Below are 17,289 nucleotides of genomic sequence, written 5' to 3'. Positions count from 1 at the left end.
AGCGCCAAATGACTGCCGTTGTCCCTTACAACCAATATGAAGCCCAGAATGCATATCAACGGTTGCGGGCCTGCCTTACCCGGGAGTCTACGGAAGCTGCCATTACTGAGATCAAAACGTTTCTCAAGATGTTTTCAGATGTGCCGCTGGCCCATAATGATCTCGGGGTGTTGTACCACCAGGCAGGTAATGAACTGCTTGCCTTGGCACACTATGAGAAGGCCAACCGGTTGCAGCCGAATAATCCTACGGTAGTCAAGAATCTGGCCGAATTTTACTTTGTGGTTATGGGCTGGAATGATGATGCGATCGAGATGCTGACTGAGTTGTTGAATGCTTGGCCAGACGATTTTGAGATCCTGACCGCGCTAGGCAATATCAGTGAGAAAATTGGCCGGCCTGATGAGGCACGGGCATTCTACCGTAAAGCCAATCAGCTTGAACCGGACAATGCAGCGGTCCGTGAAATTCTGGCCCGGCTGGATGGGCCGGTCTCGGCGGCTGAATATCGCCAGTCGGTTGACTTGCCGCAGGTGGATGAAGAAATAGCCCCGCTTAAGCGTTTACTGGAACAGAATCCTGCCAATGCCCTTGCCCATAACAACCTCGGCATCATCTATACCGGGCGGGGTGAGTATGAACTGGCCCGTGTACACCATGAGCAAGCGGTGAAGTATGAGCCAGCTAATGCCATGTATCGCAAAAACCTTGCTGACCTGTGTTATGTCGCATTCGGAATGACTGATGATGCGGTCGAAATGTACGTCCAGCTGCTTAAGGACTACCCGAACGATGTGGAGGTGTTGACTGCGTTGGCTATTTTTTCAAAGGCTGCAGAGCTGAAGGAACAGGCCCGGATATTCATCAATAAGGTGCTGACACTTCAGCCCTGGAATACAGAGGCCCGGACCTTCCTGGCAGGTATTTAGCAATGTCTTTCGCTGAAGGTTCTGTCAAGGGGGCTGATGCCCCCTTGGCCGTTCCAGGTCTCTCCATCATCATCCCCGTCCATAACCAGTGGCCCTTAACGCGGGCCTGTATTGATTCCTTACTAGTCTATCCGCTAAATATCCCCTTTGAAATAGTCATCGTTGACGATGGTTCAACGGATGAAACCGTTGAAAAACTAGAAGAATTGGTGCGGTCTGATGGTCGTATCAAGGTAGTTGCCAACACTGCACCACATCGCTTTGCCCGGGCCTGTAACTATGGAGCACGTTCAGCACGCGGTGAGTTGCTTCTGTTCATGAACAACGATATTGAGGTGCGCTCACCGGGATGGTTTGAACCGCTAGCAGAGGTTCTTCAGCAACGGCCTGAGGTGGGTATTGTGGCGCCACGCCTGCTATTTCCTGATGAAACGGTGCAGCACTGCGGTAAGGTTTGGCATCTTGATCAGTCCAGTTGGCCTCGCAGTGAACATTATCTCTATGAGCAGTCTGCCAAGTTGCCAGAAGCGTGCCAGGGTGGTTCCTTTTTGACCATTACCGGCGCCTGCATGCTGCTGCGACGGGAACAGTTTTTTACGATTGGTCCCTTTGATGAACGTTATGAAAACGGATGGGAGGATGATGACCTTTGCCTGGCATTTCGGTCACAGGGGCTTTTGTCATGGGTTTGTGCCGATACTACATTGATCCACCATCAGGGCGGGACACTAAAGGCAGAGGCGTTGGTGCTGGAACGTTATCTGGGGGTGCTGAAGGGTAAAGGGATAACTCTTGCTGCCGATGACCCGCTTCTGATCGGGATGCAGCAGCAGGCCAGGGCAAAGGCTGAGCAGTTTGAGCGGGTATACCAAAATAACCGGAGCCTCTTTTTTGCCAAGTGGGGGGAGGCGCTGCCGAGGCTCTTAAAGCCGGCTTCTGAGCAACGTGATGCCGTTACCATTGTCATTGTCACCTATAACTCTGCTGCAACTATCGCCGCATGCCTTGAAAGTCTGGAGCGGACGGTTGCGGCTTCAGATCGGGTGGTGGTGGTGGACAACAACTCCCGTGATACAACCTGTGCAATTATCGAAACGTTTCAATCAAAACTGCTGCTTGAGCTTATTCAGAACAAGGAAAACAGAGGGTTCTCTGTGGCGACCAACCAGGGGATTAGGCAAGTAAAGACTCCTCTTGTGGTGCTGTTGAATCCGGATACTGTTGTGACAGAGTGCTGGCTTGACCGTCTGGCAGGTCGCCTTAATGATCCCAAAATTGCTGCAGTAGGGCCGGTTTCAAATTTTGCCGCTGCTCGGCAATCGGTGGCCTGTCACTGGTCGGGAACCTTGCCGAACGGGGTGAGCCCTGAGCAGGCTGCAGATCAGCTCTACCAGATGAACAAAGGGAAGTCAGAGGAAGCCAGGCTTTTGATCGGGTTCTGTCTGATGATCAGGAGGAGTATTCTTGAACAGCTGGGGGGGCTTGATGAACGGCTGTTTCTGGGTAATGACGATCTGGAATTATCATGGCGACTACGGATACACAACTATCGTCTGCTGATCGCTACTGATTGCTTTGTCTGGCATGAAGGTCAGCATAGTTTTAAGACAGATTCTGTAACCACTACCGGCAGGTTGCTGCAGGAGAGCAGTGATGCCCTGTACTGGATTCTTGCAGCACACTATGGATCCGGGCGGGTTCCCGTTCCTCGAGAACTATGGGGTGTTGACTGGTTTTCGCCATCCTGTCCGGTTTTTAACCCCGCTGTGGGCTTTAACCAGATTCTGCGTCTGCCTAAGGCTTGGGAGTGTCCGATAACTGCTGATGGGAAACCGCTGGTCTCCCTTGTTATCCTGACTTTTAACCAATGGGACGTTACAGAAGAATGCCTCGCATCAATTAAGCGTCATACACCTGAACCGTATGAGCTGATTGTGGTGGATAACGGCTCAACTGACGGTACCCCGCAGCGACTGATGGAGCGAGCGGCTGAAGACGGACGATACCGGCTTGTGCTGAATCCTGAGAACCGAGGCTATGCCGCTGGCTGTAACCAGGGAATGCACCAGGCGTGCGGCAGTTATATTGTGCTGTTGAACAATGATGTGATTGTGACGCCGGAATGGCTGGCAGGCCTGCTTGAATGTCATGCATCTGATCCTCTGGCAGGCATTGTAGGGCCTCTGACAAACAATGCAAGCGGGATCCAGGTGGTGTCTGACCCTGATTATGCCGATTCTGGAGAGCTTGATGCGTTTGCACGCCAGTTCAGGGTACAGCATCGCTTCCGGAAGGTGAACTCTCGGCGTATTGTTGGCTTCTGCATGCTGTTTAGCAGAAGTTTGACTGATAAAATAGGCTTGCTGGATGAACAGTTCGGCACCGGCAATTACGAGGATGATGATTTTTGCATTCGTTCTGCCGTGGCTGGCCACCAGAACATGATCGCTGCCGATGTGTATATTCATCATCACGGCAGTATATCGTTCAGGGCTAATAGGATCGATTACGGTTCCGCACTGTCCAGAAATGCTGCCTTGTTTCAGCAAAAATGGAGCAAGCCGGTGATAGACCCGGTATTGGGAAAGCAGATTGCAGTCTACCGTATGCTTGAACAGGCTGAGCGCTTTCTGCTCGATGAGCGGTATAAAGAAGCTGAAGAACTGCTCTTAATCTGTCTGAGGGACCACCCGGATGATATTCGGGTGCAGAACCTTGCTGGACGGGTAAAATCAGCTTCTGCCCCTGACGTGATGCTGGTTGACCAGGATGATCAGGCATATGCTGATGCACTGCTTGTGAATAGATTTATGCTTGAGCCGTGGTATTCGCAGTTGCAAAAGGCACTGCTTAAAGCTGCGCAGCGAGGTGTTGAGGGGCTTTTGTCCGTTGTGGATGAGGCTTTTCGGCTTTATCCTCTCTCTAGAGGGCTTGCTCGTCTGCGGGTTGAACTGGCGGCCCTGGATCAATGTCCTAAACTATTATCTTGGGCCGAGGAGTTCCTTGTCGTATTCGGGCCTGATGATCAGGTGATTCAGGTTGCTCTCGCCCAGCGCAGAGAGTGTGGACCACATCAGGCTACAGCAGAGCCTGGTCGATCAGTTTCTCTTTGCATGATTGTGAAGGATGAGGAGAACAGTCTGGCGCGTTGCCTTGCCTCCTGTAAGCCACTGGTGCATGAGATAGTAGTTGTTGATACCGGCTCATCAGATCGGACAGTTCTGATTGCGGAACTTTTCGGGGCAAAAGTGGCTCATTATGCGTGGCAGGAAGACTTTTCCCATGCCCGCAACCGAAGCCTTGATCTGGCCACTGGCAACTGGATTCTGGTGATGGATGCTGATGAGGTGCTCTCTGCCAGGGATCGTCAGATTTTTAATGCAGCTTTGGCTGCGACACCCCCTGATCGTGCCTTTGTCATGACCACACGAAATTATTCTAACACCACCAGTTATGAGGGGTTTGTGCCCTGCCAGGGGGAGTACCCGGAGGATGAGGCAGGTGCAGGTTGGACAGCTAGCGACAAGGTTCGTATCTTTCCCAATCAGCCAGAAATCCGTTTTCAGGGTCGTATCCATGAAATGGTTGAAGATACGGTGCGGCTGGCAGGCCTACAGATGGAAAAGCATCAGGTGCCGATCCACCATTATGGTGAACTGCTTAAGAGGTCAAACAGGGACAAGCAGCTTCGGTATCTTGAGCTTGGTCTGCAAAAGTTGGCTGAGAGTCCGGATGATCAGAAGGCGCTCTATGAGCTTGCCGTACAGGCTGGTGAGCTTGAGCAGTTCGCCACTGCCGAACGTCTGTGGAGAGACCTGCTTCGGCTGCAACCTGAGTTCGCACGGGGGTGGTTCAATCTGGGGTATGTGCTGCTACGAACGGGTGATCTTCAGGAGTCTCTTGCCGCCAGCCATAAAGCGGTTGTGTTGGATTCAACACTGACGGATGCTCTGGTTAACAGCGCCCTGGCCGAGGTCTGCATCTGCGCCAGTGATGAAGCCTTCAGGAAGAGTGTTGAAGCTCAGGCCCGATGCCCAGAAAACACGGCGCTTATTGCCCTGGTTGCGCTGGGGCTATACCGTGTTGGCAGGGCTATGGAGGGTCGTGCCCTGTTGCAGGGGCTTGCTGACAAGGGGATAGGCTGTACTCAGCTGTTGCAGGGGGTTGCCGCAATAATGGAGCAAAAAAAGGAAAGAGCTGATCTTGTTGCTGTTTATCAGGCGCTTTCTGATGCCTTTGCGGTCTCTCCATCGGCTGAAGCGGCGTCAACCAGTTCCTGCTCATAGTCTATCAGGTGCCGTGCCTCTTTCATGGCCTGATAGAAGCGGCGTCCCATGATTTCGTGGCAGATGCTGGTGATAATCGGTGTGGTGCTGGGAGCCGCCAGAATGATCTGCCGCACAATCTCCCAGAATCTATTGTGATAGGTTTCAAAATTCTCTTCATCAACATACATGAGCTGAACAAGAAAGTAGACCTGCCGCCCCGGTGTCGAGGCGGCGTCTTCCTTCATGATCTCTTTTTCACGCAGGATAGGAACCCTGTTTTCGATGTAAAACTCGGTGGTGCGCTCGCCGTTTGAGATGACAGCATTACCGATGAGCATTTTCTCGTTCGGCTTCAATCGAATTTTGAGTGACATGCCGTTTAACCGCCGATCAGAGCCTTGGTTACGCCTGAACTCAGGTCAGCAAGGCTCGTGCTGAATGTTTCCAGTTGAGCAGCAGTCTGTTTGACCTGTGCGTCGCTGCTGCCGGTATCAAGAGCTGGTACCGCACTCGCAAGCATCTGGCCATTCTGCCCGACAGTCTTGTCCCACTCATGCTTTACCTGCTCATAGAGTGGCGGGGGAGGCTGTGGTACGGTCATCCTCATGAGCTCCTGTCGGATGGATGAGTAACTCATCAGCAGTTCCTGGCGTTCCTTGCTTTCCATCGGGAATGGCGGGAAATTTTTCACAATAGCCGTCAGGTTGCTCTGCATGGCATTGACCTGCTCAACAGCTTTGTTGATTTCCTCATTGGTCTCGCGGGCCCCTTTAGCCAGTTGGTTCATGCGGGCGTTCATCTGTTCAATGGCCCGGACGGTGTCAAGATTCTTAACCGTCACGGTAGATGATATGTTTACTTTGTCTGCTGGCTGGCTGTTTTGAACATCCGAGGGTGGCTGCTGATAACCTTGCGTTTGTAACTGCTGCAGTGTTGTTGATGCGGGCTGAGAATCTGCAGTCCTTTGAAGGGATTGCGTATTAAGATATGAAGCTGATGCATTCGTGGTTGAATTGACATCCATGTCACCCTCCTCGTAGTAACCAACGGTTTTTGACCAATTGTAGAAAGAGGGGTGGGGATTTAGGTATCCCCACCCCTCTTTCACTCAAAAGGTCTAACCTAAGGAACGGCTACTGTTGGATTAGAACAGTCTCAGAACTGCCTGAGCGGACTGAGATGCCATGCTCAGGGAGGTGATGCCCAGGTTCTGACGGGTCTGCAGCATCAGCATGTTAGCGCCTTCCTCGTTGGTGTCAGCCAAGGTCAGGTTGTCAGCACCGGTCTGCAGGGTGTTGATCATGTTGTTGGTGAAGTCCTGACGGGTGGTCACAACGCTCAGGTTTGCGGAAAGCGATGAAGACTTGGCGCGCAGGAAGCTCAGTGCAGACTCCAACTCACCAGAAGATGAGTTAATGGCTGAGTTGCCGGTAACGGACCAAGCATTCGCAGTTGCTGATTTTGTGGTGAGGCCAGTAGCAGTTGCGTCGAAGCCGCTGATCTGCAGGGTTGCTGAGTTGGTACGTTGACCGAATTCAACGGTCTGTGAACCGGCTGTCAGCAGGTTGGTGCCGCGATAACCGGAGTCTGAAGCCAGCTGGGATATCTGGCTCAGCAGGGTGTTAAAGGTGCCGGTGTAGGTAGAACGCTCATTGGCATCACTGGTGGCCAGAGCTGCGCCTGCAACACCTTGTGCAGCAGAAATCAGGGAGGTTATGGCCTTGATGCCTGTGTCAGCGGCGGTAACCATTGAGATGGCTTCAGCCATGCCGTCTTTACGTACAGATAGGTCGCTGGCACGTGTCATGTGCCCCTGTGCTGCAAAATAGTTGGTCGGGTTGTCAAGCGGTGTGTTTACCTTCTTGCCGCTTGCCAGTCGGGTCTGGGTCTGATCAATCAGTTTTGCTGTGCCTTGGAGTGAGAGGAGGTTGCTCCTCATGCCGGAGGTTAGAGAGATGCTGTCTGCCATGGTACTTCTCCTTTCTGGATGTTTTCACGGCATTCTTGCCGTTTGTGTTGCTTAGTGTAACATATCGGTTGGTTGTCGCAAGAGGTTTAAGAAAAAATGCAAAATTATTTTTCGGCACGATATTAGGTGGTTAGAATAGTCTCATGACGGCCTGGGCAGATTGTGATGCCATGGAGAGTGACGTGATACCAAGATTTTGCCGGGTCTGAAGCATCAGCATGTTGGCTCCTTCTTCATTGGTGTCGGCCAAGGTGATATTATCAGCCCCGATCTTCAGTGTGTTAATCATGTTGCTGGTAAAATCCTGCCTGGTGGTAACAGCACTCAGGCTGGCAGACAGGGTCGAAGACTTGGCCCGCAGAAAACTAAGTGCTGATTCAAGCTCGCTGGATGATGAGTTGATGGCCGAATTGCCGGAAACTGACCATGCCTCTGCAGTTGCAGATTTGGTTGTCAGGCCGGTAGCAGTAGCATCAAAGCCGTTAATCTGGAGTGTTGATGAGTTGGTGCGCTGACCAAACTCTACGGTCTGGGAGCCACCGGTCAACAGGTTTGTACCCCGATAGCCGGAGTCACTGGCCATCATTGAAATCTGGTTGAGGAGAGTGCTGAAGGTCGATGAGTAGCTTGATCGTTCGTTCACGTCGCTGGTTGCCAGCGCAGCACCGGCTACACCCTGAGCAGCCTGGATCAAAGATGATATGCCTTTAATGCCGGTATCTGCTGCTGTGACCATTTGAATGGCTTCTGCCATTCCATCCTTGCGTACAGACAGGTCGTTTGCCCGGGTGACATGGCCTTGTGCTGCAAAAAAGTTTGTAGGGTTGTCAAGCGGGGTGTTGACTTTTTTGCCGGTTGATAGACGGGTCTGGGTTTTGTCAATCAGGCCGGTCGTTGTTTGCAGCGAAAGCAGGTTACTCCGCATGCCGGCGGTGAGTGAAATGTCGCCCATAGCCATGATGATGCCTCCTTGTGCGGTAGCAAAACGCGTCAGTCGGTCGGCGTTTTGTGGGCTTCCTGCAAGAGGGCCAGCCCGTGCGCGCTAATTTAATTATGTTTACTTTTTCGGGACAATCGGCCAAATTTTTAGAAGTTTTTGAGAACACGGTCTGCTTTGTTGATAACCTGCTGTTTCTGCCAAGAAAGGCTGGATAGATTACGTGGTAGTGTCACCTGAACAGTTGATTGATAGAGCCGAAGCACTTGTCTTGGATAAGAAGTATGCTGAGGCGACCTCGATCTGTCGGCAGGTGTTACAGGATTGTCCTGAAAATATTGAAGCCGTTTTTCTGATGGCAACGATTTACTACAATCAGAAGCAGTATCATGAATCTGCGGCATTATTCCGGAACGCACAAGACCTTGCCCCCCAGATTGGCTTTCTCTCTATGAACCGTGCCCTGGCCTTGCAGGAGGCTGGCGCTGAAGAAGAGGCACTGGAGGCTTTTAACCAAGCGTTGCAGTTGGATGGCGCCTCTGCAGGAATTTATTACAATCGCGGTACGCTGTTTTTTCGTCTGCAGCGGCTGGATGAGGCGAGGGATGACCTGGAGCATGCCCTTGCAGTTGATCCTGAACATGTCGGAGCATGGATCAACCTTTCAGCCGTTTGCCTTGCTCAGGACGATGCTGTAGGTGCTTTGCACAGTTGCCATCATGCATTGCGCCATGCTCCTGGCAATTCTGCCCTTACGGCAAATCTTGCCACCGCCTACAGCAAGCTGTTCCGGTTTGAAGAGTCCTTTGGCTGCTATGAACGCCTGGTTCAGCTGATTGAGCCGTGTGAAAAGGCTGAGGTGCTTGGCAGAATGGCAAACTGTCTTAGCGATCTCTGGAAGGTGGACGAGGCGATTGCCTGTTTTGATCATGCAATTGAAATATCAACGGATATGCACCAAAAATCTGCCCTTGCCAGTACCAGGCTGTTTGTGTTGCATTATTCTCCGCAGTGGTCATCATCTGCAATAGCTGCAGAACACCGGAGATGGGGCATTACATATTTTGGTGTCTCACCCCAGAGAACGTTTTCAAACAGCCGGGAACCGGATCGTCCGATGAGGGTGGCCTATCTTTCGCCCGATCTGCGGATTCATGCGGTCGTTTTTTTTCTGCAGCCGGTGCTGGCCGCCCATGACCCCTCACAGGTATCGATATATCTCTACTCTGATGTCAAGAAGCCTGATGCGGTAACCAGGCAGCTTAAGGATCAGCATGCAGTGCAATGGCGCGACTGTTCCGGCCTGGATGACGATGCGGTAGTGCAACAGCTCCACGATGACCAAATTGATCTCCTTGTGGATCTTGCCGGTCATACCGCTGGGAACCGGCTGCCACTTTTTGCCCGCCGCAGTGCACCGGTCCAGATCAGCTGGATCGGGTATCCCAACAGCACCGGACTACAGCAGATGGACTACCGTATCAGTGATGGCTGGGCCGACCCGCCGGGCCTGACCGAGCAGCTGCATACCGAGGCATTGCTGAGGATGCCGGACAGTTTTCTCTGTTACCGCCCAGGTATGGATTTCCCTGAACCTGCTGCGCCCCCTTGTCAACAGAACGGTTACATCACCTTTGGTTCGTTCAGCAACTTTTTGAAGGTTACCCCGGCCATGCTGGAGCTTTGGGCCCATATCCTTGCAGCGGTCCCCGGCTCACGTCTAGTCTTCAGGGCGCGCGGCCTGACGGAATCACGTTTTCAGACCACTATTGCGCCTATTTTTCTTCACCATGGTGTCGATCCTGAAAGAATTACGGTGCTGGGCCATGCCCGTTCGGTGGTTGAAAATCTGCTTGATTACGGAAAGATCGATATCGCTCTCGACACCTTTCCCTACCACGGTACCACTACCACCTGTGAAGCGCTCTGCATGGGGGTTCCTGTCATTACGCTGGCTGGTGATGCCCATGTCTCTCGAGTCGGTGTCAGCCTGTTGAACAGCGTGGGGATGCCGGAGCTGATTGCGGAGACGCCGGAGCAGTATCAACGGCTGGCGGTTGGTCTGGCTGGAGACAGCAGCAGGCTGCTGGCGCTGCGTAGCGGACTGCGTGAGCTTCTGCTTGCGTCACCGTTAACCGACAACGTCCGGTTTGCCCGCCATCTTGAGCAGATTTACCGGCAGGTCTGGCAGCGCTGGTGCTGCGGGGAAACACAGTGATTCTCCATGCCGTGACATACTTCCGTCTGCTACTGCAAAAGGGGGTGTATGAGGAGGCGTTTTTGACGGCTGTTGAAGTGGCGCGCCATGACCAACAGCAGGCTCTTGACCTGTTTAATGAACTGTTGCAGCTACTTCCTGACAGTCTGCAGGTACGTTACAACTACGCTCTCATGCTTGAGAAGACTGGTCAGCAGACTGAAGCATTGCAGCAGTACAGATTGCTCTTTGAACAGGCCCCTGATTATGGCAAAGCTGCTATAGGTTACGCCCGTATGCTGGAACGTCACAGTTGTTATGTCCAGGCGGTTGAGGTGTTACGTCAAGCAGTTACATTATCTGCGGACCTGCCTGAAATTGCTGCTGCCCTTGGTAATAGTCTTGTCATGGCAGGCAAAGCAGAAGCAGCACTGCTTTGGTATGGAATAGCCTTGTCAGGTAACAGATATGACCGGACAGTCGTGAGTAACTTTCTGTATACTACTTTGATGGTGACAGAGATATCGCCAGTAACGCTTATGAGTGAGGCGGTGCTGTTGGCGGGTAATATCGGGTTGGTTGAAAATCTATACAAACAGGCTGCCTGGCTGGAGGAGCTTACGGGCCAGAAGATTGTAAGCCTGCATAAGCAGCTGGCAAGGCATCTGGGATATGCCGAAAATTCTTTTCATGCCGGTGGGACGGTTGAGCCTGGAAGGATACGAATCGGTTATATCTCTGCCGATCTGTATACCCATCCAGTAGGTTTTTTTCTTGAGGGAGTCGTTCAAAATCATGACAGAAACCATTGGGAGGTATTCATCTTTGCTCCCTATGCTGATCGGGATAGGTTGACCCAAAAGCTTAAGACCTCTGTAGAACATTGGATTCTGCTGGATGATTCGGACCGGCAGGGGGCGCTGATACGTATTCGTGAATGTAATCTTGCGATAGCCATAGATATGGCGGGACATACCGGTGGTAATTATCTGGATCTCTTTGCTCAACGGCTTGCTCCCGTTCAGATAGCCTGGGGTGGCTACCCGGCAACAACCGGACTTTTTACGATGGATTATATTGTGGCTGATCCAATTGCTCTGCCACGCAGTGATGAAATACAGTACAGTGAGAAGCCTCTAAGGCTTCCTTATGATTATGTCAGTTTTTCCCCTCCTGAAGAAGCACCGTTGCCAGGTCCTCTGCCTGCCTTGAGTACCGGCTACCTTACTTTTGGTTCGTTCAATACGGTACAGAAGTTGAGTGGTGCCACCATCAGGTTGTGGTCAAAGATTTTGAGAGCGGTGCCAGATTCTCGCCTTTTATTAAAGGCGCGGGGGTTTGATGACCCATTGGTATGTGTTGACTTCTGGGAGCAGTTTGCTGCTGAAGGTATAGACAAAAACAGGATTTCTTTTGAGGGATACTCTCCACGAGTGTGCCTGCTGGAAGCCTATCAAAAGGTAGACATCTCACTTGATCCTGTCCCGTATCAAGGTGGTGTTACGGTTTTGGAATCACTCTGGATGGGGGTGCCGACCCTGGTGTTGCAAGGCAATCGCTCTGGTTTTGTACGACATGCAGAAAGTCACTTGATGTCTGTAGGTTTGGGGGACTGGATTTTCACCTCACAAGAGGAATACCTTGCCAAAGCAGTTGCGGTGAGCCGCAATCTGCGCCAGCTGGCTGAACTGCGTGCCGGACTGCGGCAGCAGATGGCAGCTTCAGCGATCTGCGATACCTTCGGTTTTACCCGCGACCTGGAGGCTGCCTATGAGCGGGCCTGGCAAGAGTGCTGCGGAGAAAATATCCCCTGAATATCATTGATAAAGCGCTGGGCAATTGCTGTCGGGCTGTAATGACGGATGGCCCACTCCCTGCCGGCACGGCCTATTTCCGGCAGTCGTTGACGCTCGTCGTGGATGCGTTCTACATCTTCCTTTAGGTGCTCCAGCCGTATGCCGATATAATGCTCCCAGTTTACCGGCAGTACCGGTAGAGAAAAACCGTACTGCTCAAAATCCAGATGTACTGTGGCGCACCCGAAGACCAGCGATTCCCAAAAACGCCAACTGTCCCAGCGCAGTACTGCCGTGTCACGCTGCCAGGTAACCTGCTGTAGAAAACTGCTGAGTGGCTCTACGAAGTGAAACCACGGGTTGTTCAGCAGGTTCTGTCCATAGTAGCCGCCATAGGCGAGGCATCCGGTGTGAGCTGACAGAAAACGGTAGTAGTCTTCTCCCCATCGCTCTGTGCCGGTCAGGGTTTTGTTTACATTAAAGTGCTGCATTAAAAGAGGTACAAAGCTTAAATCCAGAGATGCCCGCAGACTCTGGCTTTCAGACGGACGAAAACCGGCAAGAAAGTCAGGGCATCTGGCTGTCTGGTTCGTAAGCATTTTCTGAGAGTGCTGCAGCATGGCTGATGATATGCCGAAAGCGATTGGAATGCGGTTTCCGGCTATGGCACGAAACCTGTTCTCATGGCTGCAGAAGGCATAATGATCTGGGAAGCATATTTCTCCTGCATTGTCATGCATGCAGAGCACGACGGTGCGGGGATGGGGGGCACTGAAACGGACGATCTGATTGTGCAACGGCAGCGTCTCTGTAAGGTCAAGCACCACGAGGCCGATTGATGATGATTCTGCAGGTGGGGATGCGCTGAAGGCGAAGTCAGAGATCAGTGGTTCATGGTAGCTGATGTTTGAGCGAATGGGGATGCCTAATTGGTTCAGGCCGTCAGCCAGGCAGACCGCTGCATAAGAATAATCAGCATTGTCAGACAGAAAGAAGATGCCATGCCTGTAGATCTCCTGAAGAACAGCGGTGGTCATGTCAGTATTTCCCCTCTTGCTTCTGTATGAAGCAGCTTGGCCCCTGGTACCAGTTTAAGCAGTCCCTCAACATTTAGTAGCGGCGGCAACTGCGTGTCTGGCTGATCTGCTTGCACAACCACGGTCGGACTTGTGGGCTGCTCCGCCAGGGAGAGGAGTCGGGCTGCCGCCCATAGTACCGTGTCGGGCTGTATACCATGCAGGCAATGCACCCGCTTGTACTGACACTGCCAGTTGCATCCGTAACACTGTAGTGGCAGGCAGATTACAGTGGTCAGCGGCGAATAGGGGCAGAATCTGCCAAAATGGCCACCACCGAGCAGCACGTTGTTGGGGAGCCCAACGGCACAGGCAATATGCAGTCCAGATGAGTCTGACCCCAGGTAGAGACGGGCCAACTCCATCAGGGCTGACAGTTGTCCCAGAGAGGTCTGCCCGGCCAGATTAACCGCTTTGCCGCCGTGGGCACGACACAGCTGGTCAGCTTTCTGTCGCAATTCATCTCCACCGCAGATAAGTAGCGGATGTTCAGACAGTCCGGCAGCCACTTCGGCGTAGTGGGGATAGGTCTTGCAGTCCAGCAGTGCTCCCGGGAAGAGCATGATCGCTATTTTGGGGGCGATGTCTAGTTCACGCAGGGTTGCAGCGGCCCATTCCCGGTCCTGCCGGGTGATCCAGACCTGGGGGGAGAGAGAATCAGCGCTAATGCCTATGCCGCGCAGGAAGGTGCGGTTGTGGTCTAGCTCGGTCAGGTCATCGGGGTTATTGGGGATGACCAAGCTGTAGAGCTCCCTCAGCTCATTCAGTTTTTCACTGCTGCGGTTTGAGGAGTCTCCCTCAACCGTAATTTTGAGCGGCGCCTGGATATGGTGAACCAGAAATTCGTCGTGCAGATCATGCGAATAGATCGGATTGAGCAGCAGGTCGGGTGACGTGCGATTGATCTTTTCAAGGAGCAGCGAACGGTAGTGTGGCACCGTGAACAGGCGGATCAGATCGAACGGAATTACCGCATCTGCAAAGGGGCAGGCGTCGTACAGCGGTGCGGTCCGCTCCTGGCAGACAACAGTAATCAGGGCACCTGGGTAGCGTTCCCGGAGATGGGGTAGTATGCCGGCTGAGAGTATGCTGTCGCCGATGGCGTCGGTGCGCAGGTAGAGTAGGCGATGAACGGGTGGTATTTTTTTAGCAATCACAAACATGTCATCGTGAAAAAGGCCTGGCAGTATCTCTGTTATGATGAGGCCGCTTAGAAAGAAAAGTTGCCGGATACTGTTTGAGTTGAACAGGTACAGGTGCTCTCCAGGTTTGAACTGAGACCAGTCTGCACCTTCGCCGCGGTAGCACGGGGTTTGGAAAATGACGATGCCATCTTCTGCCAAAAGATTTTTAACCGTTGTTAATGCCTGGGTTTGGTCTTTGAAGTGTTCAATAACGTCAAAACCAATAATGACCTCAAACTCATTAAAAGGGATGTCAACATCAGGGAAGAGCCCACTGTAGATGTGGGGGAGGTCAAATCGCTTTTTTGCAAAATGACAGGTCGTATTATCAACTTCAATCCCAACAATCAGCTTTGTGCCATGCTCTCGGCAGTAGCTAAGAAAACCACCATGTGCACAACCTATTTCAAGGATACTGGAGGGAAGCGGTTTAAATGTAGTCAGGATTTTATACCAGATTGGTATCCGATCCTGGAAGTCGGTAACTGCCCGCACTGGAAGAGGAGGATAACCGCCCACCTGTTCTTGGTAATGATGCCAGTAATTTCCAAAGCTGTAAAATTGCTTAAGGATGTCAGGATGATCACTTTGTTTTGAGATGTGGGTGCCGCATTGTATGCACCGTGAATACTGTGGGTGAACTGCTTGCTCGAGACGCCCACCACACCAGCATGAGGGTGATGTTATGCAGTCGGTATCATTTTGCAAAAGCGTCTCCATGTGTTCAAGGGCTTTCCTGACAATATGCTCATGAGTGAAATGATCTAATACATGTCTTTTCCCTGCGTCAGCGATATTGCAGCGCTCATCTTCATGCTCACTGTAATATCGTATCTTGTCGATAAGGTCATCAGCGTCTGTGAATGTCACCAGGTGTTCGCCATCATTGAATAACTGCTCGAGACCATTATTGTAAATACGATCAGTAATCAGCAGAGCGCCACAGGCTAATGTTTCAAAAATCCTAAAATTAATGTCATTATTCAAGCTGACGTTGATAACGATTTTCATCCGGCTGACAAGTTTGGCTTTCTCTTCAAGAAATATATCTTCCGCAACAACAAGATGGGGGAACTCCTTTTTGACATGAGTTAGAAGCTGTATTCTTCTACTATGTAATGGAGACAAACTGCCTACAAACCCAACAACGATATCACGTTCAAGGTGATAATCACGTTCATGAAGTGCCGCGCCAGCTGGTAGCCAGACAGCTTGCTTGCCCAAAGACTTCAAAGCATCATATTGGGCGGAAAATATTAAATCAAAATAAGAAGATTTCTGAACCTGAAAGCCCAGGTACTGGTGAGTATCAATAGCCCAGTAAACTTTTGGAATGGTGATCGTTGTGGGAAAACGTTTGAACATAAAGTCAAGAGATGAGGCGGCACCCTCAATTTCCCACATGATATCAATTTTTTCTGAATCAATAAGGTCTGCAACACGATGATAAAAATCAGGGCAATCCTGAATGTCTATTTCATTATGTGGGCCACAGGCAAGCACCTCAACCTTCTCAGCAAAACACTCTCTTAATGTTTCTTTTATCCATTCTGGTAGTGTGATTTTTGGGTGTACAGGGTGTAGAGAATATACGAGCAGTAACTTGATCCGATCCGTTTTATACACAGTCGTTTTGTCTTCTTTGTGCTTGAAGTTAAAGAGAATATTGTTCCAGAAGTGTTTTGTCTGATCAAAAGGTCTTCTCTTGCCTGCCTTTGATACTCTGGTACACCAGCGATCGAGCTGTTCCATCGTGTTCTCTCGGGTATAGAAGGGTATGTAATCATGTTCTGCCCAAAAATTATTTAAATAAGGCAGTTCTTCCTCAAGGGAATTTGCTAGCGGTGTGCCGGGCAGTATGTATAGTGTAGAAGTGCTGGGAGGGTCAGTCATTGGAAGTGTGTTAAGGAACTCAACCGTTTCTGAAATGGTATGTTCATTTTCTCCAGGGTTTCCAACCATTGTATAGCATCCCACACTCATTTTATTCATATGTGGCAGGCAGAGCTGAAATGCGTTACGTATCTGTTCCAGTGAAATTTTCTTGTTAATTTTCTGCAGCATCTGTGATGATCCGGACTCTACGCCCCAACAGATATGTCGGCATCCGGCGGCAAACATCATGTTTATCATTTCTGGAGAGACAGGAACAACGCGGCAAGAAGCGCCCCATTCAACTTTAAACCCGCGTCGTTGAATTTCGTCACAAATTGCTTTTACTCTCCCCGAACTAAGATTGAAGGTGTCATCGTAAAAGAAAATTTTGTTTACACCAAAACGATTGACGAGGTACTCCATCTCATCGACAACCCTGTTTGGTGAGTTCATACGAACTTTTTGCCCCCAGTAGCTGCTGGTTGAACAGAACGAACAGTGCACAGGACAGCCACGGGAAGTAATAATAAAGGCAATCCCCAGTTTTTTTATGTATTCTTCAGCAAATGTATAATCCGGTATTGGCAGGTCATCCAAGTTATCAATTATCTCTCGAACAGGGGTCTTGATCACATTGTTGTCGCTGTCGAGGAAAGCGATGCCATCGACAGCATTTGGGGACTCCTCTTGGTCAAGCACCCTACAAAGTTCCTGAAAGGTCTTTTCCCCTTCACCAATTACAACGTAATCCGCGCCATAGTCTTTTAATACTTGTTCGTATTGGAAAGAAGCATGTACACCGCCAACAATTATACGCAGTTGGGGATGTGCGGATTTTAACCATCCAATTACCTGCCGGACGGCCCCCCTGTTGAAGGTGGTGCAGGTCAAGCCAATAATTCCTGGATTAAAAGAATTGATAATATCGGGTAGCTGTGACTCAACTTCTGACGCATTGGTAAAATGAAATGCTTGAGTCGGACGATCTTTTTTAATTGTCGCAATGAGATAACCGATTCCCAAGGGGAATTGCATTGGGTTGCCTGTGTGTAGTGCAG

Annotated in this window: 10 protein-coding genes; 4 read left to right on the top strand and 6 right to left on the bottom strand. The window is 51.0% G+C overall.

The window, feature by feature from the left end; translation table 11 throughout:
- Window positions 1-8 precede the first annotated feature (8 nt).
- Together FY034_RS15850 and FY034_RS15845 are read left to right on the top strand one after the other, a co-directional pair.
- Window positions 9-929: a tetratricopeptide repeat protein gene (locus tag FY034_RS15850; protein WP_265552264.1), complete on the top strand. Its 921-nt coding sequence runs from the start codon at window positions 9-11 to the stop codon at window positions 927-929.
- A gap of 2 nt (window positions 930-931) precedes the next feature.
- Window positions 932-5,215 carry a glycosyltransferase gene (locus FY034_RS15845; protein ID WP_265552262.1) on the top strand — a complete coding sequence of 1,428 codons (4,284 nt, stop codon included), beginning with the start codon at window positions 932-934 and terminating at the stop codon, window positions 5,213-5,215.
- On the opposite strand, the gene FY034_RS15840 is transcribed toward FY034_RS15845, so the two are convergent.
- From FY034_RS15840 to FY034_RS15825, 4 genes are all read right to left on the bottom strand, one after another.
- Complete coding sequence (locus FY034_RS15840) at window positions 5,146-5,571, bottom strand: flagellar biosynthesis repressor FlbT (RefSeq protein WP_265552260.1); 426 nt, start codon at window positions 5,569-5,571, stop codon at window positions 5,146-5,148. The genes FY034_RS15845 and FY034_RS15840 overlap by 70 nt on opposite strands.
- A gap of 5 nt (window positions 5,572-5,576) precedes the next feature.
- Entirely contained in the window at window positions 5,577-6,038 is a 462-nt protein-coding gene (locus tag FY034_RS15835; protein ID WP_265552258.1) for a hypothetical protein, read from the bottom strand.
- Window positions 6,039-6,341: 303 nt separating this feature from the next.
- A complete protein-coding gene (locus FY034_RS15830) occupies window positions 6,342-7,166 on the bottom strand; it encodes a flagellin (protein ID WP_265552255.1) in 825 nt (274 codons plus the stop codon).
- Between the two features lie 130 nt (window positions 7,167-7,296).
- Window positions 7,297-8,124, bottom strand: coding sequence for a flagellin (locus FY034_RS15825; RefSeq protein WP_265552253.1), 828 nt, complete (start codon window positions 8,122-8,124; stop codon window positions 7,297-7,299).
- A gap of 202 nt (window positions 8,125-8,326) precedes the next feature.
- Between FY034_RS15825 and FY034_RS15820 the strand changes: the two genes are divergently transcribed.
- Both FY034_RS15820 and FY034_RS15815 read left to right on the top strand, forming a co-directional pair.
- The gene (locus tag FY034_RS15820) at window positions 8,327-10,321 is read left to right on the top strand and encodes a tetratricopeptide repeat protein (protein ID WP_265552251.1); all 1,995 of its coding nucleotides are present in this window, start codon (window positions 8,327-8,329) and stop codon (window positions 10,319-10,321) included.
- A 62-nt stretch (window positions 10,322-10,383) separates the two neighbouring features.
- Window positions 10,384-12,114 (top strand): hypothetical protein, encoded by a 1,731-nt coding sequence (locus FY034_RS15815; RefSeq protein WP_265552249.1) that lies wholly within the window; start codon window positions 10,384-10,386, stop codon window positions 12,112-12,114.
- Here FY034_RS15815 and FY034_RS15810 read toward each other — a convergent pair.
- Entirely contained in the window at window positions 12,069-13,133 is a 1,065-nt protein-coding gene (locus FY034_RS15810; RefSeq protein WP_265552247.1) for a hypothetical protein, read from the bottom strand. The genes FY034_RS15815 and FY034_RS15810 overlap by 46 nt on opposite strands.
- Window positions 13,130-17,266, bottom strand: coding sequence for a glycosyltransferase family protein (locus tag FY034_RS15805; RefSeq protein ID WP_265552245.1), 4,137 nt, complete (start codon window positions 17,264-17,266; stop codon window positions 13,130-13,132). Before FY034_RS15805 ends, FY034_RS15810 begins: the two co-directional genes overlap by 4 nt.
- Between the last annotated feature and the right edge of the window lie 23 nt (window positions 17,267-17,289).

It is taken from the genome of Trichlorobacter lovleyi (assembly GCF_015239775.1).
In the GTDB taxonomy this organism is placed as follows: Bacteria; Desulfobacterota; Desulfuromonadia; order Geobacterales; family Pseudopelobacteraceae; genus Trichlorobacter; species Trichlorobacter lovleyi_B.
This window is presented reverse-complemented; position numbering and strand designations above follow the sequence as displayed.

Bases quoted from the DNA above. Each gene is read 5' to 3' on its own strand.
- FY034_RS15850 (WP_265552264.1), top strand. From the start codon at position 9: ATGACTGCCGTTGTCCCTTACAACCAATATGAAGCCCAGAATGCATAT.
- FY034_RS15845 (WP_265552262.1), top strand. From the start codon at position 932: ATGTCTTTCGCTGAAGGTTCTGTCAAGGGGGCTGATGCCCCCTTGGCC.
- FY034_RS15840 (WP_265552260.1), bottom strand. From the start codon at position 5,571: ATGTCACTCAAAATTCGATTGAAGCCGAACGAGAAAATGCTCATCGGT.
- FY034_RS15830 (WP_265552255.1), bottom strand. From the start codon at position 7,166: ATGGCAGACAGCATCTCTCTAACCTCCGGCATGAGGAGCAACCTCCTC.
- FY034_RS15825 (WP_265552253.1), bottom strand. From the start codon at position 8,124: ATGGCTATGGGCGACATTTCACTCACCGCCGGCATGCGGAGTAACCTG.
- FY034_RS15810 (WP_265552247.1), bottom strand. From the start codon at position 13,133: ATGACCACCGCTGTTCTTCAGGAGATCTACAGGCATGGCATCTTCTTT.
- FY034_RS15805 (WP_265552245.1), bottom strand. From the start codon at position 17,266: ATGCAATTCCCCTTGGGAATCGGTTATCTCATTGCGACAATTAAAAAA.